This window comes from Pseudonocardia sp. Cha107L01, assembly GCF_052566575.1.
This window is the reverse complement of record NZ_CP199579.1, coordinates 869791-889520: the sequence shown is the minus strand read 5'-3', so window position 1 is coordinate 889520 and position 19730 is coordinate 869791. Positions and strand designations below refer to the sequence as shown.

At 71.3% G+C, this 19730-nt stretch carries 20 protein-coding genes; 15 read left to right on the top strand and 5 right to left on the bottom strand.

The features are described from left to right. Window positions 1-85: 85 nt before the first annotated feature. From ACTXG6_RS04220 to ACTXG6_RS04190, 7 genes are all read left to right on the top strand, one after another. Window positions 86-766, top strand: a complete 681-nt coding sequence (locus ACTXG6_RS04220; RefSeq protein ID WP_445186442.1) for a hypothetical protein — start codon at window positions 86-88, stop codon at window positions 764-766. Then, window positions 763-1788, top strand: a complete 1026-nt coding sequence (locus ACTXG6_RS04215; RefSeq protein ID WP_445186441.1) for a C40 family peptidase — start codon at window positions 763-765, stop codon at window positions 1786-1788. Before ACTXG6_RS04220 ends, ACTXG6_RS04215 begins: the two co-directional genes overlap by 4 nt. Window positions 1789-1812: 24 nt before the next feature. Beyond that, window positions 1813-2268 carry a hypothetical protein gene (locus ACTXG6_RS04210; protein ID WP_445186440.1) on the top strand — a complete coding sequence of 152 codons (456 nt, stop codon included), beginning with the start codon at window positions 1813-1815 and terminating at the stop codon, window positions 2266-2268. A gap of 180 nt (window positions 2269-2448) precedes the next feature. Continuing rightward, complete coding sequence (gene dnaK, locus ACTXG6_RS04205) at window positions 2449-4311, top strand: molecular chaperone DnaK (protein ID WP_445186439.1); 1863 nt, start codon at window positions 2449-2451, stop codon at window positions 4309-4311. After that, window positions 4308-5027 carry a nucleotide exchange factor GrpE gene (gene grpE / locus ACTXG6_RS04200; RefSeq protein WP_445186438.1) on the top strand — a complete coding sequence of 240 codons (720 nt, stop codon included), beginning with the start codon at window positions 4308-4310 and terminating at the stop codon, window positions 5025-5027. Before dnaK ends, grpE begins: the two co-directional genes overlap by 4 nt. 18 nt (window positions 5028-5045) lie before the next feature. After that, on the top strand, window positions 5046-6245 hold the full coding sequence (gene dnaJ, locus ACTXG6_RS04195; protein ID WP_445186437.1) for a molecular chaperone DnaJ: 1200 nt from the start codon (window positions 5046-5048) through the stop codon (window positions 6243-6245). Between the two features lie 196 nt (window positions 6246-6441). Next, window positions 6442-6906 (top strand): heat shock protein transcriptional repressor HspR, encoded by a 465-nt coding sequence (locus ACTXG6_RS04190; protein WP_445186436.1) that lies wholly within the window; start codon window positions 6442-6444, stop codon window positions 6904-6906. A 92-nt stretch (window positions 6907-6998) separates the two neighbouring features. Here ACTXG6_RS04190 and ACTXG6_RS04185 read toward each other — a convergent pair whose 3' ends face one another. Then, window positions 6999-8102: an FAD-binding oxidoreductase gene (locus tag ACTXG6_RS04185; protein ID WP_445189907.1), complete on the bottom strand. Its 1104-nt coding sequence runs from the start codon at window positions 8100-8102 to the stop codon at window positions 6999-7001. A 562-nt stretch (window positions 8103-8664) separates the two neighbouring features. Here ACTXG6_RS04185 and clpB point away from each other — a divergent pair. The 6 genes from clpB to ACTXG6_RS04155 all read left to right on the top strand — a co-directional run bounded on the left by clpB (window position 8665) and on the right by ACTXG6_RS04155 (window position 15697). Then, a complete protein-coding gene (clpB, locus tag ACTXG6_RS04180) occupies window positions 8665-11283 on the top strand; it encodes an ATP-dependent chaperone ClpB (protein WP_445186435.1) in 2619 nt (872 codons plus the stop codon). Window positions 11284-11560: 277 nt separating this feature from the next. Then, a complete protein-coding gene (locus ACTXG6_RS04175; RefSeq protein ID WP_445186434.1) occupies window positions 11561-12385 on the top strand; it encodes a hypothetical protein in 825 nt (274 codons plus the stop codon). A gap of 31 nt (window positions 12386-12416) precedes the next feature. After that, window positions 12417-13184, top strand: a complete 768-nt coding sequence (locus ACTXG6_RS04170) for an SDR family NAD(P)-dependent oxidoreductase (RefSeq protein ID WP_445186433.1) — start codon at window positions 12417-12419, stop codon at window positions 13182-13184. Beyond that, the gene (gene pyrE, locus ACTXG6_RS04165; protein ID WP_445186432.1) at window positions 13181-13750 is read left to right on the top strand and encodes an orotate phosphoribosyltransferase; all 570 of its coding nucleotides are present in this window, start codon (window positions 13181-13183) and stop codon (window positions 13748-13750) included. Before ACTXG6_RS04170 ends, pyrE begins: the two co-directional genes overlap by 4 nt. A 125-nt stretch (window positions 13751-13875) precedes the next feature. Continuing rightward, a complete protein-coding gene (locus tag ACTXG6_RS04160; protein ID WP_445189906.1) occupies window positions 13876-14541 on the top strand; it encodes a TrmH family RNA methyltransferase in 666 nt (221 codons plus the stop codon). Window positions 14542-14641: 100 nt separating this feature from the next. After that, entirely contained in the window at window positions 14642-15697 is a 1056-nt protein-coding gene (locus tag ACTXG6_RS04155) for an alcohol dehydrogenase catalytic domain-containing protein (protein ID WP_445186431.1), read from the top strand. A gap of 16 nt (window positions 15698-15713) precedes the next feature. Here ACTXG6_RS04155 and ACTXG6_RS04150 read toward each other — a convergent pair whose 3' ends face one another. The 4 genes from ACTXG6_RS04150 to ACTXG6_RS04135 all read right to left on the bottom strand — a co-directional run bounded on the left by ACTXG6_RS04150 (window position 15714) and on the right by ACTXG6_RS04135 (window position 18116). After that, a complete protein-coding gene (locus ACTXG6_RS04150; RefSeq protein WP_445189905.1) occupies window positions 15714-16376 on the bottom strand; it encodes a DedA family protein in 663 nt (220 codons plus the stop codon). A gap of 108 nt (window positions 16377-16484) precedes the next feature. Continuing rightward, on the bottom strand, window positions 16485-17207 hold the full coding sequence (locus ACTXG6_RS04145) for a DedA family protein (RefSeq protein ID WP_445186430.1): 723 nt from the start codon (window positions 17205-17207) through the stop codon (window positions 16485-16487). Between the two features lie 60 nt (window positions 17208-17267). Beyond that, a complete protein-coding gene (locus ACTXG6_RS04140) occupies window positions 17268-17489 on the bottom strand; it encodes a hypothetical protein (RefSeq protein WP_445186429.1) in 222 nt (73 codons plus the stop codon). A gap of 27 nt (window positions 17490-17516) precedes the next feature. After that, window positions 17517-18116, bottom strand: a complete 600-nt coding sequence (locus tag ACTXG6_RS04135; protein WP_445186428.1) for a SigE family RNA polymerase sigma factor — start codon at window positions 18114-18116, stop codon at window positions 17517-17519. 104 nt (window positions 18117-18220) lie between these two features. Here ACTXG6_RS04135 and fbaA point away from each other — a divergent pair, with 104 nt between their 5' ends. Beyond that, window positions 18221-19252, top strand: coding sequence for a class II fructose-bisphosphate aldolase (fbaA, locus tag ACTXG6_RS04130; protein ID WP_445186427.1), 1032 nt, complete (start codon window positions 18221-18223; stop codon window positions 19250-19252). 42 nt (window positions 19253-19294) lie between these two features. Next, window positions 19295-19711 carry a DUF3151 domain-containing protein gene (locus ACTXG6_RS04125; protein WP_445186426.1) on the top strand — a complete coding sequence of 139 codons (417 nt, stop codon included), beginning with the start codon at window positions 19295-19297 and terminating at the stop codon, window positions 19709-19711. The last annotated feature ends 19 nt before the right edge of the window (window positions 19712-19730 follow it).

The following is a 19730-nucleotide window of genomic DNA, read 5'->3' as shown; positions in this document are numbered from 1 at the left end:
ATCCCGACCGGCGCGTATCCGACCAGCGCGAATCTGACCAGCCCGAATCTGACCAGCCCGAATCTGACCAGCACAGAGGTGCGAAGTGCCGATTAGGTCCCCCAAGGGGCGGGGCGCCGCGTACCGGTCCCTGTGGCAGTGGCCGCTGCGCTCACCGGCCCGGCTGATCGGCTGCCTCGTGGTGTTCGTCGCGCTCGCGCTGGCGGCGAACTCGGCGCTCGGGCTGGTGACCGGCCACACCAAGGGCCGGCCCGGCATCTTCGCCGGCCCCGACACCGACTCGACCTCGCCGCCGCCGGCGGCCGCCGCCCCGACCGCCGGCGCGGCGCCGCCCGCCCAGGCCACCGCGCTGCCCCCGGTACCCGAGCTGACCCCGCAGGCACTGGCCCCGTCGCAGGCGCCGCGCGCCGCACTCACCGCGGCCACCCGGTGGACCGAGGCATGGGCCCGCCACCCGGCCGGCGCCACCACCCAGAGCTGGGTCAACGGGCTGCGGCCCTACACCACCGACGAGTACCTCGGCGTGCTGTCCACGGTCGACCCGTCCAACGTGCCGGCCAGCAGGGTGACCGGGCCGGCCAGGGCCGTACTGGTGTCGCCGCGGTCGGTGCGGGTCCAGGTGCCCACCGACGCGGTCAACCTGGTGGTACTGGTGGTGAACACCGAAGGCACCCAGTGGAAGGTGGCCGGCTACGACCGCGCCACCGACGACCCGAACGCGGCGGGCGCTCAGCAGCCAGCTGGAGCGCCGGCGCCGGGTCGATGAGCCCGCCCAGCCCGCTGCGCAAGTTCCGGGCGCTGCGCCTGCTGCTCCCGCTGGTGGCGATCGGCGCCGCGCTGCTGCTGTTCCTCGGGGTCGGCCTGATCATCAGCTTCGGCGGTCTAGGCGGCCGGGGCGCGATCAGCTCATGCGGTGCCCCGCCGGGGGCCATCGCGGACAGCTCGGTGACGCCGAGGGCCACCAACGCCGCCCAGCTCACCGACGAGCAGCGGCAGAACGCGTCCGTGATCATCGGGGTGGCCAAGGGTTTGAACCTGCCGCCGAAGGCGTGGGTGATCGCGCTGGCCACCGCGATGCAGGAGTCCGGGCTGCGCAACCTGGGCTACGGCGACCGTGACTCGCTCGGGCTGTTCCAGCAACGGCCGTCGCAGGGCTGGGGGAGCCCGGCGCAGGTCACCGACCCGGTGTACGCCACCACCACGTTCCTGCAGCGCCTGGTCCAGGTGCCCGGCTGGGACCAGCTGGCGGTGACGGACGCCGCGCAGACCGTCCAGCGCTCGGCGTTCCCGGACGCCTACGCGCGGTGGGAAGGGCTGGCCACGCAGCTGGTGCAGACCCTCGGCGACGTCGCTGACCCGCTGGGCTGCGGGATCGGCGCGGCCAACCTGCCCGAGGGTGTGGTGCGCACCGCGATCACCTTCGCGCTCGCCGAGGTGGGCAAGCCGTATGTGTGGGGTGCGACCGGCCCGAACGCCTACGACTGCTCCGGGCTGATGCTGCGCGCGTTCCAGGCCGCCGGGATCTACCTGCCCCGGGTGTCCCGCGAGCAGTACCGGGCCGGCGGGCACGTGCCGCTGGCCCAGGCGCAGCCCGGCGACCTGCTCTTCCTGGCCACCGATCCGGACGATCCGGCGACCATCCACCACGTGATGCTCTACCTCGGCAACGGGATGATCGCCGAGGCGCCCTACAGCGGCGTCCCGGTGCGGACCCGGCCGATGGACTGGAAGAACCGCGAGCTCGTCCCGCTGGCGACCCGCCCGGGCACCGCGCCGAACCCCGCCTGAGCCCTCCGGCGCAGAATTACCCCCATGTCGAGCGACCCGTTCGCCCCTTCGTCGAGTACGGCCCCGCCACCGGCGTCGTCCACCCCGGTGCGCGACTACGCGGACCGGCCGTGCCCCGGTGCCTCGACGGACTACCTGGTGGTGCCCCGGTCACTGGCCCAGTCGATGCCGCTGCGCTGGCAGCAGGTGTTCGTCGCGCTGCTGGCCGACCTGCACGATGCGTACCGCCAGCTGGACTGGCCGGTGTACCAGGTGGTGGCCAGCCGCCGCGAGCTGCTCACCGACCTGGACGAGGACCAGCTGGCCTTCGTCGGCTACGTGGCCGACCTGGACGCCGACGGTGGGCTGATCTTCCGCGATGCCGCCGAGCAGCCGATCCCGGACGCGCATGCCACGCGGGTGCTCGCGCCCGTCACCGACCCGATCCCGCCGGCGTCGGCCGGTCGGATCGAGCCGCGCCCCGCCGACGACCGGGTCTGAGCGCCCGCCGGAAAATTCGCCGGCGCTGGGAACAGATCCGGCCGGCCGGTCGTTGTGCAGCTCGACAGGGTTGAGTGTGTGAGACTCAAGATTGAAGTTGACGATCTCGGGCCGCTCGCTCAAACTTGAGTCAGAGCAACTCAAGCATGACTTGGAAGATTGGCTGGGAGGACAACCACTATGGCTCGTGCGGTCGGAATCGACCTCGGGACCACCAACTCCGTCGTCGCCGTCCTCGAGGGTGGCGAGCCGACGGTCATCGCGAACTCCGAGGGTTCGCGGACCACGCCTTCGGTCGTGGCCTTCGCCCGCAACGGCGAGGTGCTGGTCGGCCAGTCGGCGAAGAACCAGGCTGTCACGAACGTGGACCGGACCATCCGGTCGGTCAAGCGCCACGTCGGCACTGACTGGTCCACCGACGACATCGACGGCAAGAAGTACACCGCGCAGGAGATCAGCGCGCGGGTGCTGCAGAAGCTCAAGCGGGACGCCGAGGCGTACCTGGGCGAGGAGATCGTCGACGCGGTCATCACCGTGCCGGCCTACTTCGAGGACGCCCAGCGCCAGGCCACCAAGGAGGCCGGCCAGATCGCCGGCCTGAACGTGCTGCGGATCGTGAACGAGCCGACCGCGGCGGCGTTGGCCTACGGGCTGGACAAGGGCGAGAAGGAACAGACCATCCTGGTCTTCGACCTCGGCGGCGGCACGTTCGACGTGTCCCTGCTGGAGATCGGCGAGGGCGTGGTCGAGGTCAAGGCGACCAACGGCGACAACCACCTCGGTGGCGACGACTGGGACGAGCGGGTCATCAGCTGGCTCGTCGAGAAGTTCAAGGCCGCCCAGGGGATCGACCTGACCAAGGACAAGATGGCCATGCAGCGGCTGCGTGAGGCCGCCGAGAAGGCCAAGATCGAGCTGTCCAGCAGCAACAGCGCGACGATCAACCTGCCGTACATCACGGTCGACTCGGACAAGAACCCGCTGTTCCTGGACGAGACGCTGTCCCGCGCCGAGTTCCAGCGGATCACCTCCGACCTGCTGGACCGCACCCGCGCCCCGTTCAACCAGGTGGTCAAGGACGCCGGCATCTCGGTCGGCGCGATCGACCACGTGGTGCTGGTCGGCGGCTCCACCCGGATGCCCGCCGTCACCGAGCTGGTCAAGGAGCTCACCGGCGGCAAGGAGCCCAACAAGGGCGTCAACCCCGATGAGGTCGTCGCGGTCGGCGCGGCTCTGCAGGCCGGCGTGCTGCGCGGCGAGGTCAAGGACGTCCTGCTGCTCGACGTCACCCCGCTGTCCCTGGGGATCGAGACCAAGGGCGGCGTGATGACCAAGTTGATCGAGCGCAACACGACCATTCCGACGAAGCGCTCGGAGATCTTCACCACGGCGGACGACAACCAGCCGTCGGTGCAGATCCAGGTCTTCCAGGGCGAGCGCGACATCGCCGCCTACAACAAGAAGCTCGGCATGTTCGAGCTCACCGGCCTGCCGCCGGCCCCCCGGGGTCTGCCGCAGATCGAGGTCTCCTTCGACATCGACGCGAACGGCATCGTGAACGTCTCCGCGAAGGACCTCGGCACCGGCAAGAGCCAGGCCATGACGATCACCGGCGGGTCCGCTCTCGGCAAGGACGAGATCGACCGGATGATGCGTGACGCCGAGCAGCACGCCGACGAGGACAAGAAGCGCCGCGACGAGGCCGAGGTCCGCAACCAGGCCGAGACGCTCGTCTACCAGACCGAGAAGTTCGTCAAGGACAACGACGAGAAGCTCCCGGCCGAGGTCAAGGACGACGTGAACGGCGCGCTCGGCGAGGCCCAGGAAGCGCTCAAGGGCACCGACACCGACGCCATCAAGGCGGCGATGGAGAAGCTGGCCACCGAGTCGCAGAAGCTGGGCGCCGCGCTGTACCAGCAGCAGGGCGCCGAGGGCGGGCCGGCCGGGCCAGGCGCCCCGGGTGCCCCGGGTGCCGCCGGCGCGGACGCCGGTTCGGATGACGTGGTCGACGCCGAGATCGTGGATGAGGACGACAAGAAGTGAGCGACGAGCAAAGTGGTACCGAGTACGGCCGGGACACCCGGCCCGATCGCGGTCCCGCCGAGCCCGAGCGGGTCGTGGTGCGTGACCGGCGGCGGATCGACCCGCTGACCGGTGAGGTCCGGTCGCCGGAGGGTGCACAGTCACCCGCCGGCGCCGGCCCCGGCGATCCGGCGCAGGGGGCGGCCCAGGTCGCCCCGGCGCCGGACCCGGCCGAGGAGAAGCTGGCGGAACTGTCCGCCCAGCTGGACGAGCGCACGGCCGATCTGCAGCGGGTCAGCGCCGAGTACGCGAACTACCGGCGCCGGACCGACCGGGACCGGGAGGCGATCACGGTGGCGGCCCGGGCCCAGGTGGCCGGGGAGCTGCTCACCGTGCTCGACGACGTGGTCCGCGCCGAGGCGCACGGCGACCTCACCGGCGCGTTCAAGTCGGTGGCCGACAAGCTGGTCAGCGCACTGAACAAGATCGGGCTGACCCCGTTCGGCACGGAGGGCGACGAGTTCGACCCGGCCGTGCACGAGGCGGTGCAGCACACCATGTCGCACGACGTCACCGGACCGACGGTGACTGCCGTGCTGCGGCCGGGCTACCGGCTGGGCGAGCGGCTGCTGCGCCCGGCGATGGTGGCCGTGACCGACCGCGACCCGGATGCCGGCCCGGTGCCGGAGCGGCCCACGGACGACGGAGCCGAACACGAAGGCAACAGCCAGAACTAGATCGAGAGGGGGCGCCCGGTGACCGAGCGGGACTGGATCGAGAAGGACTTCTACGCCGAGCTGGGCGTCTCCTCCGACGCATCCGCCGACGACATCAAGAAGGCGTACCGCAAGCTCGCACGCACCTTGCACCCGGACAAGAACCCTGGTGACGCCAAGGCGGAGGCCAGGTTCAAGACGGTCGGTGAGGCCTACTCGGTGCTCTCCGACACCGAGAAGCGCAAGCAGTACGACGAGACCAGGCGACTGTTCCGCTCCGGTGGCGGCGCGGGTGGCGGCTTCGGCGGCTACGGCGCCGGCACCGGGGGCTTCGGCACCGGCGCGGGAGCCGACTTCAACCTGGACGACATTCTCAACCGGACCGGGGGTGCCAGGGCCGGCGGCGGTGCCGGCGGCCTCGGTGACCTGTTCGGTGGCCTGTTCGGTGGTACCGGGCGGGGCGGCACCCGACCGTCCGGCACGGCCCGGCGGGGCTCCGACGTGGAGAGCGAGATCCAGCTGGACTTCGCCGACGCGGTGCGCGGGGCCACGGTGGCGCTGCGGCTGACCACGCAGGGCCGCTGCAATACCTGCGGCGGCACCGGCGCCCGGGTCGGCAGCACGCCGCGAGCGTGCCCGACCTGCGACGGCGTCGGCCTGGTCACCCGCAACCAGGGTGCGTTTGCGTTCTCCGAGCCGTGCCGGGACTGCCGGGGAACCGGTCGGATCATCGACGAACCGTGCCCGGAGTGCGGCGGCGAAGGGGTCACCCCGCGCACCCGCACGCTGAACGTGCGGATCCCCGCCGGGGTGACCGACGGCAAGCGGATCCGGATCAAGGGCCAGGGTGAGCCCGGTCGCGGCGGTGCACCCGCCGGCGACCTGTTCGTCCTGGTGCACGTGAACCCGGACCAGCTGTTCGGCCGCTCCGAGCGCAACCCGGACGACCTCACCCTGCGGGTGCCGGTCACGTACCCGGAGCTCGCGCTCGGTACCACCCTGACGGTGCCCACCCTGGACGGCAAGGTCTCGCTCAAGGTGCCACCCGGCACGGCGAGCGGGCGAACCTTCCGGGTGCGCGACCGGGGGGTCCGGCGGGCCAACGGCACCAGCGGTGACCTGCTGGTCACGGTCGAGGTCGCGGTGCCGAGGCAGCTGGACGAGGAGGCGACGGCCGCGCTGCGGACCTACGCTGAGTCCACCAAGTCGTTCGATCCGAGAGCTGGCCTGCTCGGTTAGCCGCACGCGCTAGGAGGGTCCTGAATGATGCCGCTCGTCGCGAGCGGTGATCCAGTCGGATGCGTCGCAAGGCGGAGGAGTGGCCGATACCGTTGTTGTATCGGCCGCGACGACAACGCCGCGAGGCGCCGACTGGGCGCCGCGCAGCAGAGCATGCGTTGTTCAGGGCGCTCCTAGGAGGGAACGAGGTGATGAGATGACCACGCAGGACCGCCCCGGCCAGGCGTCGGGGCTGCCACCGGGCACCGACCTTGACTCACCCATCTTCGTCATCTCGGTGGCCGCCGAGCTCGCCGGGCTGCACGCCCAGACGCTGCGCGGCTACGACCGGTTGGGGCTGGTCAGCCCTGGCCGGTCGGCCGGCGGTGGCCGCCGTTACTCCGCCAGGGACATCGCCCTGCTGCGTGAGGTGCAGCGGCTGTCGCAGGACGAGGGGGTCAACCTCGCCGGCGTGAAGCGGATCATCGAGCTGGAGCGCACCGTCGACGAGCTGCGCACCCAGATCGGTGCGCTACTGGACGAGTTGGCCGCCGCGCGGGTCGCCGCCGAGCAGGCCGCCGCGAGCGTGCACGCCTCCTACCGCCGTGACCTGGTCCCGGTGAAACAACACACCACGATCGCGGTCTGGCGCCCTACCCCCAAGCAACCCCCGCAACGCTGACGCCAGAGCACCAAGGTGGCCGGCACAGACCCAGTACCGGCCGCACAGACCCTGCAACCTCTGTGCGGCCCGTACTGGGCTTGTGCGCGCCGTCAGTCCATCGTGAAGGGGTCGTAGCGGATCTGGTCGAGGGGGGTGCCGGCGACGAGCATCCGGGACACAGTGGCCCGCACCATCGCCGGTGAGCCACAGACCAGCACGTCGTGGTCCTTCCAGGCGCCGTAGCGGGTGACCACGTCGGCCAGCGTGCCGGACTCGGCGCCCGCTCCGTCGTCGTCCTGCTCCACCACGGGGACCACACTCAGCCACGGGTTGGTGTAGGACAGCTGGCGCAGGCTGCCGAAGTCGTACAGCTCGTCCCAGTTCTTGCCGCCCACGAACACCTCGGTGCGCGGGTTGTCTGGGTGTTGCGACATCTCGTCCAGGATCGCCTTGATCGGTGCCATCCCGGTACCGCCGGCGACCATCAGCTGGCTGCGGCCGGACTGCCGGTTCGCCGCCATCCGGCCCATCGGGGGACCGATCCGCCAGGTGTCGCCGCGCTGGGTGTGCGCCACGATCGCCCGACTGACCCAACCGCCCTCGACCGCGCGCACGTGAAACTCGATCACGCCGTCCTGCCGGGGCGCGTTGGCCGGTGAGAGGTAGCGCCACAGCCGGGGTCGCCGGGGCGTTTCCACGCTCAGGTACTGGCCGGCCTGGTACGGGATGGGTTGCCCGGTCTGGATCTGGACCATGGCGACGTCCCAGCTCAGGCGGCGGTGCCCGACCACCCGGCCGAGCCAGGAGGCCGGTCCGCGCTCGGCTTCGGCGGAGGTGCGCATGGCTTCCGCGATCAGTCCGTAGGCGTCGGTCCAGGCCTTGGCCACCGGCGGGATCCAGGCGTTGCCCAGGTAGTGCTCGAGGGCACTGAGCAGCGCGTAGCCCACCGCGTCGTAGTGCTGGGCGATGACGCCGAACTTGCGGTGGTCGCGGCCGAGCTGGCCGAGGAACGGGATCAGGTCGTTGGGGCGGTCGACCATCTGCACCACGTGCACCAGGGCCCGCAGCAGTCGGCTGCGCTGGATCTGCATGTTGGCCGGGAACAGCTCCCGGGTAGTCGGCGCGTGTTGGAACAGCACCGCGTAGAAATGCTTGGCCAGGTCATCGGCCTGCGCCTCGACCTCGGTCCAGCTGTTCCGGATGATCGTGACCATCTCGGAGGCGCGTTCCTGGGTCGGCTGGACCTGGGGGAGATCTGTCAGCAGAGGTTGGGCGGTCATCGCAGGCGGCTGGCTCTCTCCTCGGGAAGCGGCAACGGTTCGGGGTCGCGCCGGTCTATCGGGGTTGACCGTCCGGCACCGCGACGCAAGAACGTCTCACTAAACGATCACAGTGCCCTTCACTCTTTCGGGCGGTTGGGGATGGCCGATAGTAGTGGCTGGCCGGACCGTCGAGCGCAGAGGGTGGCACTTTCCGGCCCTGAGCGTCACGACCTGGTCCTTCCGTGGCACCGTATCGAGCGTGCCACTCGACACAACGTTTCGCTCTGTGATCGCCAACGGGTTGGCCGGTGTTACCCCCGCGGCCGACGCACCCCCTGTCCGCGAGTCGGGGCGCTCAGCACACTGAGTCGGGGAATTTGACACAACATGGACTTGAGCGGAACAGACTCAAGTTTCCTGCCGTTATGCATAGCGACGGGCACACTGGCAGAGAGAGCTGGTGGCCCCGCGCGAACTAGGACAACGCAGGACAAAGCAGGAGGAAACAGCGAGGATGGACTCGTTCAACCCCACCACCAAGACCCAGCAGGCCGTGTCGGCCGCGGTGCAGGCGGCCACCCTCGCTGGGAATCCGGACGTCGGCCCTTCGCACCTGCTGGGTGGGTTGCTCGCACAGGCCGACGGCATCACCATCCCGTTGCTGGAGGCCGTCGGTGCCGATCCGGCGACCGTGCGCGCCGAGCTGGCCCAGCTGGGTAACCGGCTGCCGTCCGCCGCCGGTGCCACGGTCAGCGCGCCGCAGCTCAACCGCGACGCGGTGGCCGCACTGACCGCCGCTCAACGCCTCGCCACCGAGCTCGGCGACGAGTACGTGTCGACCGAGGTGCTACTGGTCGGCCTGGCCAGCGGCAGGGACGCGGTGGCCCAGCTGCTGCAGCGCCACGGCGCCACCGTCGACGCGCTGCGTGAGGCGTTCACCAAGGTGCGCGGCTCGACCCGGGTGAGCAGCCCGGACCCGGAGGGCACCTACCAGGCGCTGTCGAAGTACGGCGTCGACCTCACCGAGCGGGCCCGCAAGGGCGAGCTCGACCCGGTGATCGGCCGCGACACCGAGATCCGCCGGGTGGTGCAGGTGCTGTCCCGGCGCACCAAGAACAACCCGGTGCTGATCGGCGAGCCCGGCGTCGGCAAGACCGCCATCGTGGAGGGCCTCGCCCAGCGGATCATCGCCGGCGACGTGCCCGAGTCGCTCAAGGGCAAGCGGGTCATCTCGCTGGACCTGGGCTCGATGGTGGCCGGCGCCAAGTACCGGGGTGAGTTCGAGGAGCGGCTCAAGGCCGTGCTGAAGGAGATTACCGACAGCGCCGGTCAGGTCGTCACCTTCATCGACGAGCTGCACACCATCGTCGGCGCCGGCGCCACCGGCGAGAGCGCCATGGACGCCGGCAACATGATCAAGCCGATGCTGGCCCGCGGTGAGCTGCGGATGGTCGGCGCCACCACGCTGGACGAGTACCGCGAGCGCATCGAGAAGGACCCGGCTCTGGAGCGGCGGTTCCAGCAGGTCTTCGTGGGCGAGCCGTCGGTGGAGGACACCGTCGGCATCCTGCGCGGGCTCAAGGAGCGCTACGAGGTGCACCACGGCGTGCGCATCACCGACACCGCGCTGGTCGCCGCGGCCACCCTGTCCGACCGCTACATCACCGCCCGGTTCCTGCCCGACAAGGCCATCGACCTGGTCGACGAGGCAGCCTCCCGGCTGCGGATGGAGATCGACTCGCGGCCGGTGGAGATCGACGAGGTCGAGCGGGCGGTGCGCCGCCTTGAGATCGAGGAGATGGCGCTGGCCAAGGAGGACGACCCGGCGTCGAAGCAGCGCCTGACCGCACTGCGTGCCGAGCTGGCCGAGAAGAAGGAGGCACTGGCCGCACTGACCGCCCGCTGGCAGAACGAGAAGACCTCCATCGAGGGCGCCCGGGTGCTCAAGGAGCAGCTGGAAGGGCTGCGCGGGGAGGCCGACCGGGCCGAACGGGACGGCGACCTTGGCCGGGTCGCCGAGCTGCGCTACGGCCGGATCCCCCAGCTGGAGAAGGAGCTGGCCGCCGCCGACGAGATCTCCGCCAAGAAGGAAGAGCTGATGCTCAAGGAGGAGGTCGGCCCGGACGACGTCGCGGACGTGGTGTCGGCCTGGACCGGCATCCCCGCCGGGCGGCTGCTGGAGGGCGAGACCGCCAAGCTGCTGCGGATGGAGGACGAGCTCGGCAAGCGGGTCATCGGGCAGCCCGAAGCTGTGCGGGCGGTGAGTGACGCGGTGCGCCGGGCGCGCGCCGGGGTGGCCGACCCGAACCGGCCGACCGGGTCGTTCCTGTTCCTCGGCCCGACCGGGGTGGGCAAGACCGAGCTGGCCAAGGCGCTGGCGGAGTTCCTGTTCGACGACGAGCGGGCCATGGTCCGGATCGACATGTCGGAGTACTCCGAGAAGCACAGCGTGGCACGGCTGGTCGGCGCGCCCCCCGGCTACGTGGGCTACGACCAGGGTGGTCAGCTCACCGAGGCGGTGCGCCGGCGGCCCTACACGGTGGTGCTGCTGGACGAGGTGGAGAAGGCCCACCCGGACGTGTTCGACGTGCTGCTCGCGGTACTGGACGACGGTCGGCTGACCGACGGCCAGGGCCGCACGGTGGACTTCCGCAACACGATCCTGGTCCTCACCTCGAACCTCGGCTCGCACGCCATCGCCGACCCCGCGCTGGACGAGGCGGCCCGCAAGGACGCGGTGATGCGGACCGTGCGCGGCCACTTCAAGCCGGAGTTCCTGAACCGCCTCGACGACATCGTGGTGTTCCAGGCACTGTCCACCGAGGAGCTGACGCACATCGTGGACATCCAGCTGGAGCTGCTCGGGCGGCGGCTGGCCGCGCGGCGGCTCACCCTGGACGTCTCGGACGGGGCGCGCGAGTGGCTGGCGATGAACGGGTTCGACCCGCTGTACGGGGCGCGCCCGCTGCGCCGGCTGGTGCAGTCCGCGATCGGTGACGCGCTGGCCAAGGCACTGCTGGCCGGCGAGATCACCGACGGCGACACGGTCCGGGTGGATCTGAACGGCTCGATGCTGGACGGCTCGATGGGCAACGGGTTGACCGTCGGCAAGGGCGTGGCCGCGAAGGTCTGACCGGCTCGATCTCCAGTGGAGCGACCCGCCGGGTACCCGGCGGGTCGCTCTGTCGATTCGGTCGGTCACGGGCCGGGCGGTGCGCGGGTGTCGAGTACGCACGAACGTGGACTCCACCGGGGCGAGTCGGCCGCGGCTCGAGTCTTGGGCGCCACTGTGAGCTGCTGAGATTCGCCGGGCAGAGGTAGGGCGAGCCGCTCCGGTCGCTGAAGGGGTCGCCCAGACTCACTACAGCGGGTTACCACGGATATCGGGCCGTCGCGGTTACCCTGGTTCCGTGGGCATTCCGACCTCGGTGTGGTTCGTCATCGCCGCTGTCGCGCTCGTGCTCGGCCTGCTCATGCTGCGGGCTTCGCAGCCGGGCGGCGGCGGTCAGTCTCGCGACCGGCGGCGTTGGGCCGCGCAGAAGGAGTGGGAGTACCTCGACAGCGATCCGGTACTGCCCAGCCGGTGGCGCTACGGCACCATCCACCAGGGCGGACCCGGGATCGCGCGCAACCTGGTCACCGGCTCGGTGCCGACCGCTGAGGGGCGCCGCCTGGTGTACGTGTTCGACCACGAGCAGGCCGGCCGGCTGAGCTCGGTGGTGTGCGCGGTGCAACGGCGCAGCGCGATGAGCGGCGCGGTCGAGCTGCGGCTGCCGTCCGCGCCGCTGCCCGATGACGCCGGTCTGGACCTGCTGGAACCGGTCGGCCAGCGCTACGCGTTCGTCTCCGACGCGGCCGCGATCCGCCCCCTGATCACTCCTCGGCTGGTCCGCGCCGCCGACGCAATCGGCGATGACGTCGAGCTGCTCTGGGCCGAGGACTCCTGGGTGCTCTGCACCGCGCCGCTGGACTACGTCCCGGACCAGCTTCAGGAACTGCTCGACCAGCTGGTCGAGGTGGCCGGAGCGTTGGAAGAGGCCAGCCGGTCGGGGAGCTCTCCGCAGCTGCCGCCCTCGCCGGCACCCGACTCGCCGTCCGACGCACCGGAGTCCTCGTCGGCCGCGGCCGACTGGGCCAGGTCCTTCACCAACCGCCGCTCCGGCGACTCCGGATCCCGCTCCGACTCGCCGCGCGGGTGGTCCGGCCCGGGCGGCTCCTCCTCGGACGAGTACTAGGTTCGTGTCGCTCATGCAGGGACCCCACTAGGTGCGTACCGCGCTCATCACCGGCGCCACCAGCGGTATCGGTGCCGCGTTCGCCCGCCGACTGGCCACCGACCACGGCCGGCTGGTGCTGGTCGCCCGGGACGCGGCGCGGCTCGAGGCACTCGCCACCGAGCTGCGCGACCGCCACCGGATCGAGGTCGAGGTGCTGTCCGCCGACCTGGCCGACGCGGGACAGCGCGCGGCGGTCGAGGCGCGGCTGGTCGACCCGGGGGTGGACCTGCTGGTCAACAACGCCGGCCTCGGGCTGTCCGGCAGATTCGCCGAGCTGGACCTCGACGCGCTGCAGCACCAGCTGGACGTGAACGTGACCAGCGTGCTGCGGCTGACCAGGGCCGCGCTGCCGGGGATGGTGGCGCGCGGCACCGGCGCGGTGGTCAACGTGTCCAGCGTGGCCGGTTTCTTCCCCAGCCGCAGCGCCACCTACAGTGCCAGCAAGGCCTGGGTGACGACGTTCACCGAGGGCCTGGCCGGGACGCTGGAGGGCACCGGGGTGCGGGCGTTGGCGCTGTGCCCCGGCTTCGTGCGCACCGAGTTCCACGAGCGGGCCGGAATGCGGGTCGGCGCCCGCACCGGGCCGCTCTGGTTGGATGCCGAGCGGGTGGTGGCCGACGCCCTGGCCGACCTGGCGCGCGGGCGAGTGGTCTCGGTGCCGAGCGTGACGTACAAGATGCTGGTGGGAGTGGGGGACGTGTTGCCGCGGTTCTTGGTGCGGAGGATGGCGACCCGGTACGAGCGGGGGCGGCGATGACGTTGGGCGGCGGGTCGGACAACCGGGACCGCGAGCAGCTGGCCGCGCTGGTCCGGGATCTCGCGGTGGTGCACGGGCGGGTGACCCTGTCCTCCGGCGCGGAGGCGGACTACTACGTCGACCTGCGCCGGGTCACGCTGCACCACGAGGCCGCGCCGCTGATCGGGCGGCTGATGCGGGTGCTCACCGCGGACTGGGCCTACGACGCGGTGGGTGGCCTGACCCTGGGTGCCGACCCGGTGGCCACCTCGGTGCTGCACTCGGCGGCGGCCGACGGGATCGCGATCGACGCGTTCGTGGTGCGCAAGGAGAGTAAGGCGCACGGCATGCAGCGCCAGGTCGAGGGCCCGGACATCGCCGGCCGGCAGGTGCTGGTCGTTGAGGACACCTCCACCACCGGCGGCTCGGTGCTCACCGCGGTGCATGCCGTGCGGGCGGCCGGCGCGAACATCGTCGGGGTGGCCACCATCGTGGACCGGGAGACCGGCGCCCAGCAGGCCATCGAGGCGGAGGGGCTGACCTACCGCGCCGTGCTCGGCCCCGCTGACCTGGACCTGCCGTCCTGAACTCGCCGAAACCGGTCGTGGACGCCGACGGAGTGTCCGGGGCCGACGTCGGGCCGGGGGCTGGCGGAGTGTCCGGGGCCGACGGCGGGCCGGGAGCTGACGGAGTGTCCGGGGCCGACGGCGAGCTGGGAGCTGACGGCGGGCCGGGGCCGACGGAGTGGACGGCGGGCGAGCCGGTCGGCGTGGGCCCGTGGCCCGGCGGGCCCGATGAGTGGCCCAGCGACCCCCGCTACGACCCGGAGCTGCTGCGCGACGGCGACCGCCGCAACGTGGTCGACGCCTACCGGTACTGGCGGCGGCCGGCGATCGTGGCCGACATCGACACCAGACGGCACCCGTTGCACGTGGCGATCGAGAACTTCGGCCACGACCACAACATCGGCACCGTGGTACGCACCGCCAACGCGTTCGCGGCGGCGGCCGTGCACATCGTCGGCCGGGCCCGCTGGAATCGCCGGGGCGCCATGGTCACCGACCGCTACCAGCACCTTCACCACCATCCGACGGTCGCCGACCTACTGGTTTTCGCCGCCGAGCAGGGGTTGACCGTCGTCGCGGTGGACAACTCGCCGGGCTCGGTGCGCCTCGAGCGTGCGTCGCTGCCCCGCGAGTGCCTGCTGCTGTTCGGCTCGGAGGGGCCCGGCGTGTCCGCCGAGGGCCGGGCCGGCGCCGCGCTCACGGTGTCCATCGCGCAGTTCGGGTCGACGCGGTCGATCAACGCCGGCGTCGCGGCCGGCGTGGCCATGCACGCCTGGATCCGCCAGCACGCCGACCTCGACGCCGCCTGGTAACCCCCCGCCCCCGGCGAGTCGGGGATTTTTGCAGGGTGAGTCGGGGGTTTTTGCCCGGCGAGTCGGGGATTCGGTCCCGGCGAGTCGGGACATTTTGCAGATGCGCGCCCTGATCGCCTCCGGTGGCGGGCGGCTGACCTGGCGATCGGTACCGGCGCCGCCACCACCGGGGCCGGACGCCGCCCTGGTCCGCCCGATCGCGGTGGCCACCTGCGACCTCGACCGGGCGCTCGCGCTCGGGGACACGCCGTTCCCGCTGCCGCTGAGCATCGGGCACGAGTGCGTCGCCGAGGTGCTCGAGGTCGGCGGCGAAGTAGCGAACGTGCAGGTCGGAGACCGTGTCGTGGTGCAGTTCGAGATCAACTGCGGTCTCTGTGGCGCCTGCCGCGCGGGGTTCACCAGCAACTGCACCGGGGTGCCGCCGCTGTCCATGTACGGGTTCGGACTCGGCGGCGGCCATTGGGGCGGCGTGTTGGCCGACCAGGTCGCGGTGCCGTTCGCGGACGCCATGCTGGTGCCGCTGCCCGAGGGCGTCGACCCGGTCGCGGCGGCCAGCGTGGCGGACACCATCTGCGACGCGTACCGGCACGTCGCACCGCACCTGCCCGGGCTGCTGCGCCGCGACCCGGACGCCGAGGTGCTGGTCATCGCGTGCCTGGGCGGCCGGACGATCTACAGCGCGAGCGTCCCGCTCTACGCCGGTCTGATCGCGCTGGCGTTGGGGGCTCGGCGGGTCCGGCTGGTCGACGGCCGGGCTGACGTGCGCGCGGTCGCCGCCGGGCTCGGCCTGGAGCCGGTACACCCGCGCGCGCTGCGGACCACGCCGCCGGCGTCGCTGGTCGTGGCGGCGAGCGCCACCTCGCGTGGTCTGTGGGCGGCGCTGTCGCACACCGCGGCGGACGGGGTGTGCAGCAGCCTGGGCGGACTGCACCGCACGGCGCGGATCCCCATGATGCAGCTCTACGCCCGCAACATCTCGTTCCACGTCGGCCGCACGGACGTACGGGCACTGGCTCCCTCGGTGCTGGAGCTGATCGCCGACGGCCGGTTCCAGCCGGAGCGGGTCATCAGCACCCGCGGCGCGCTGGACGATGCGCACCGGGTGCTCGATGCGCACTATCGCACCGGCGACATCAAGACCGTGTTGAGCCGCTGACCAGCGACTCAGGACACTAGCGGGACTCGGCGGGGACGGGGTCCTCGTCCATCGGCCTGCGCATCTCCTGGCGGTAGCGGTACAGGCCGTACCCGGTGCCGACGACGAAGAACGCGATGGAGCCGATCGTGGTGGCCCGCCGGACCCAGGGCAGCGAGTCGAGCAGGCCGGCGCCGTAGTAGCCGAGCAGCAGCAGCGCGGGCACCCAGATGACCGCACCGAGCGCGTTGGCGGTGATGTAGCGCCGGTTGTCCATGCCGGCCGCGCCGGCGATCATCGGGGCGAGGGTGCGGATCCAGGGCAGCCAGCGTGCGACCACCACCGACCAGAACCCCCACCGGTCGAAGAACGCGCTGGCCCGGTCCAGGTTCGAGCGGCTCAGGATCCGGCCGCCCTTGCGGGCCAGGATCTTCACCCCGGTACGCCGGCCGACCAGGAAGCCGACCTGGTTGCCCGCGACCGCCGCGACGCTGGCCGCCAGGGCCAGCAGCCAGGCGCTGAGCTCCTGTTCGTGCGCGGCGAGCACCACGCCGGCGGCGAACAGCAGCGAGTCGCCCGGCAGGAACAGACCGACGATGAACGCGCACTCCAGGAACACGAAGGAGAGCACCACGACCCACACCGTGGTGGGCGCGGCCCGCATCAGGAACCCCGACGACGCCAGGTCGATCGTGTGCATCCCGGACCCCAGCGGACCGGCGAGCAGCGGCCAGGCCAGGCCGTTGGCCGATGCCAGCAGGGTGCTCACGGTGCTCCAGGGTGACTAGGCGGGTTGGGGTTGTCGACCTCAGCCGAGCTCGGTGACCTCTCGATTACCGTTGACTTCCTTGCGCCGCTCCCGCCGGGCCCTGAGGAACTCCACGGCCAGCGGGATCAGCGACAGCACCACCACCGCGATCAGCATCAACTCGATGTGCTCACGGACGAAGGTGAAGCCGCCCAGCAAGTATCCCAAAAGGGTGACACCCGCCGCCCACGCAACGCCGCCGATCACGGAGTACGTCAGGTAGCGCTTCGGTTCCATCTTGCCAACGCCCGCCATCACGGTGATGAATGTGCGCACGATCGGCACGAAACGCCCGAGCACGATGGCCCGGTTGCCGTACCTCTCGAAGAACGCGTGGGTGCGCTCCACGTGCTCGGGCTTGAGCAGCCGGGAGTTCGGCCGGTCGAAGATGGCCGGGCCGGCCGCCCGGCCGATCCAGTACCCGGAGACGTTGCCGAGCAGCGCACTCACCACCAGCAGCGTGCAGACCAGCCAGAGCGGCGTGCTGATCGCGCCGGACGCGACGAACAGACCGGCGGTGAACAGCAGCGAGTCGCCCGGCAGGAAGAAACCGACCAGGAGGCCGCACTCGGCGAAGATGATCAGGCAGAGGCCGACCAGCACGAACGGGCCGAGCGCGGAGATGAGGTAGCTCGGGTCGAGCCACTGCGGACCGAGCGCCAGGACCGTGCCCGAACCCGGAGAAGCCAGAGAAGAAGCCAGAGACGAAGCGGGATGGGTCACGGTGTCCAACGGTACCGGCCGTACCCCGATGGCCGCGGCTCGCTACCCACTACATACTCCCTAACCGGCGCCCAGAGCCGGGAGCGCGCCCGGCGCAAAGATCGAGATCATGGCCAGTGACACGCCCACCAGCGCTCCGGTGAGCAATGCGATCAGCAGCACCCAGCCGATCGGGAACGGCCTCGGCGGCGGGGCCGGCATGCGGGTGCCCGCCGGTGGCGCCGGCCGCCCCTGCACCGCCGACGCGCGCAGCGCCTCGGACACCATCCGCTCGGGGTCCATCTCCCACCTCGTCCGCTCGTCCGCTGCTCAGCCGGGGCCCGGCCGGCCGGCCATCACCTTGGCGACCGAGGCCAGCGCCCGGCTCGCGGTGGACTTCACCGCGCCCTTGCTGATTCCGGTGGACTCGGCGATCTCGGCCTCGGACAACCCGCCGTAGTAGCGCAGCACCAGCACCTCCCGCTGCCGGGCGGGCAGCGAGCCCAGTGCCGCCACCACCGCCTGGTGTTCGGCGGAGAGCATCGCGAGCGACTCCGCCGAGCGGGCGTTGACCTGGTGTGGCGGGACGTACTCCCGGGCGGTGCGCCGCCGGCGCAGCACCGAGCGGGACCCGTTCACCACGGCGGTGCGCAGGTAACCCAGCGCGGCGCGCTCGTCGCGGAGCTCCGACCAGTGCCGATGCAGCCCGGTGAACGCCTCCTGCACGACGTCCTCCGCCGTGCCCTGCTCGTCGACCAGCAGGATCGCCAGTCGGACCAGCCGCATCCGGTGCTCCGCGTACAGGTCGGCGAGCGTCTTGGGTCGGTCGTCGGTTGGTGCGGTGTCGATCCGGCGCAACCGGGACAGGGTGCGCTCGATCAACCCTGCCAGCGGGTTCTCGACGGATTCGTCGATCGGTTCCGAGCTCACGACCCCGAGGGTAGCGAGCCCGTCCGCGCGCTGTGCCGTTGCCGGTCTGCCGAGTTACGGAATACTGGGCCCCGACCCGACCACCGAGCAGGACAGGCGACGTCATGCCGATCGCGACCCCTGAGGTCTACAACCAGATGCTGGATGCCGCGAAGGCGGGCGAGTACGCCTTCCCGGCGATCAATGTGACGTCCTCGGAGACGTTGAACGCGGCACTGCGCGGCTTCGCCGAGGCGGAGAGTGACGGCATCATCCAGATGTCCACCGGCGGCACGGAGTTCCTCTCCGGCACCGGCGTGAAGGAGATGGCAACCGGCGCGATCGCGCTGGCCGAGTTCGCGCACGTGGTGGCGGCGAAGTACCCGATCAACGTGGCGCTGCACACCGACCACTGCCCGAAGGACAAGCTGGACGGGCTGGTCCGGCCGTTGCTGGCGGTCAGCGCGGAGCGGGTGGCGCGCGGGGAGAACCCGCTGTTCCAGTCGCACATGTGGGACGGCTCGGCCGTCGAGCTGCACGAGAACCTGGCCATCGCCGAGCAGCTGCTCGCCCAGGCGGCCAAGGCGAAGATCATCCTCGAGGTGGAGATCGGGGTGGTCGGCGGCGAGGAGGACGGCGTCGCCAACGAGATCAACGAGAAGCTCTACACCACGCCCGCCGACTACGAGGCGACGCTGGACGCGCTCGGCCACGGCGAGAAGGGCCGCTACCTGCTGGCCGCGACGTTCGGCAACGTGCACGGCGTGTACAAGCCGGGCAACGTCAAGCTCCGCCCGGAGATCCTCAAGCAGGGCCAGGAGGTGGCCATCGAGAAGCTGGGCCTGCCGGCCGGTTCGAAGCCCTTCGACCTGGTCTTCCACGGCGGCTCGGGCTCGCTGCCGGAGGAGATCAAGGAGGCGGTGAGCTACGGGGTGGTGAAGATGAACATCGACACCGACACCCAGTACGCGTTCACCCGCCCGATCGCCGGGCACATGTTCACCCACTACGACGGCGTACTCAAGGTGGACGGGGAGGTCGGCAACAAGAAGTTCTACGACCCTCGGACCTACCTCAAGGCCGCCGAGGTGGCGATGGCCGACCGGATCGTCCTGGCCTGCCAGAACCTGAACTCGGCCGGCCACAGCCTGAAGTGACGCAACCGTGAGCGGCACAGCCACTCACCCACCGGAGGACACATGAGTCTGCAAGGCAATCTGCTCGGCCCGGAACCGACCCTGCTGCCCGCCGACGACGTGGTCGCGGCCGCGCTGGACGGCGGCACCGATCCCACCGAGGTGGCCGCGGCACACCCGGCGGCCAGCGCGGGCTGGGCGGCGCTGGCCGAGCGCGCGCTGGCGCAGGGCGAGCCGGTGGCCGCGTACGCCTACGCGCGCACCGGGTACCACCGCGGCCTGGACCAGCTGCGCCGCAACGGCTGGAAGGGCTTCGGGTCGGTGCCCTGGGCGCATCAGCCGAACCAGGGCTTCCTGCGCGCCTTGGCGGCGCTGGCCAAGGCCGCCGAGGCGATCGGTGAGCAGGACGAGGCGGCCCGCTGCAGGCAGTTCCTGGCCGACTCCGACCCGGCGGCCTCGTCCGCACTCGGTCTGGCCTGAGATCACCCCTCAGACCTGA

Bases quoted from the DNA above. Each gene is read 5' to 3' on its own strand.
- ACTXG6_RS04215 (WP_445186441.1), top strand. From the start codon at position 763: ATGAGCCCGCCCAGCCCGCTGCGCAAGTTCCGGGCGCTGCGCCTGCTG.
- ACTXG6_RS04210 (WP_445186440.1), top strand. From the start codon at position 1,813: ATGTCGAGCGACCCGTTCGCCCCTTCGTCGAGTACGGCCCCGCCACCG.
- dnaK (WP_445186439.1), top strand. From the start codon at position 2,449: ATGGCTCGTGCGGTCGGAATCGACCTCGGGACCACCAACTCCGTCGTC.
- ACTXG6_RS04190 (WP_445186436.1), top strand. From the start codon at position 6,442: ATGACCACGCAGGACCGCCCCGGCCAGGCGTCGGGGCTGCCACCGGGC.
- ACTXG6_RS04185 (WP_445189907.1), bottom strand. From the start codon at position 8,102: ATGGTCACGATCATCCGGAACAGCTGGACCGAGGTCGAGGCGCAGGCC.
- clpB (WP_445186435.1), top strand. From the start codon at position 8,665: ATGGACTCGTTCAACCCCACCACCAAGACCCAGCAGGCCGTGTCGGCC.
- pyrE (WP_445186432.1), top strand. From the start codon at position 13,181: ATGACGTTGGGCGGCGGGTCGGACAACCGGGACCGCGAGCAGCTGGCC.
- ACTXG6_RS04155 (WP_445186431.1), top strand. From the start codon at position 14,642: ATGCGCGCCCTGATCGCCTCCGGTGGCGGGCGGCTGACCTGGCGATCG.
- ACTXG6_RS04150 (WP_445189905.1), bottom strand. From the start codon at position 16,376: ATGCACACGATCGACCTGGCGTCGTCGGGGTTCCTGATGCGGGCCGCG.
- ACTXG6_RS04140 (WP_445186429.1), bottom strand. From the start codon at position 17,489: ATGGACCCCGAGCGGATGGTGTCCGAGGCGCTGCGCGCGTCGGCGGTG.
- fbaA (WP_445186427.1), top strand. From the start codon at position 18,221: ATGCCGATCGCGACCCCTGAGGTCTACAACCAGATGCTGGATGCCGCG.
- ACTXG6_RS04125 (WP_445186426.1), top strand. From the start codon at position 19,295: ATGAGTCTGCAAGGCAATCTGCTCGGCCCGGAACCGACCCTGCTGCCC.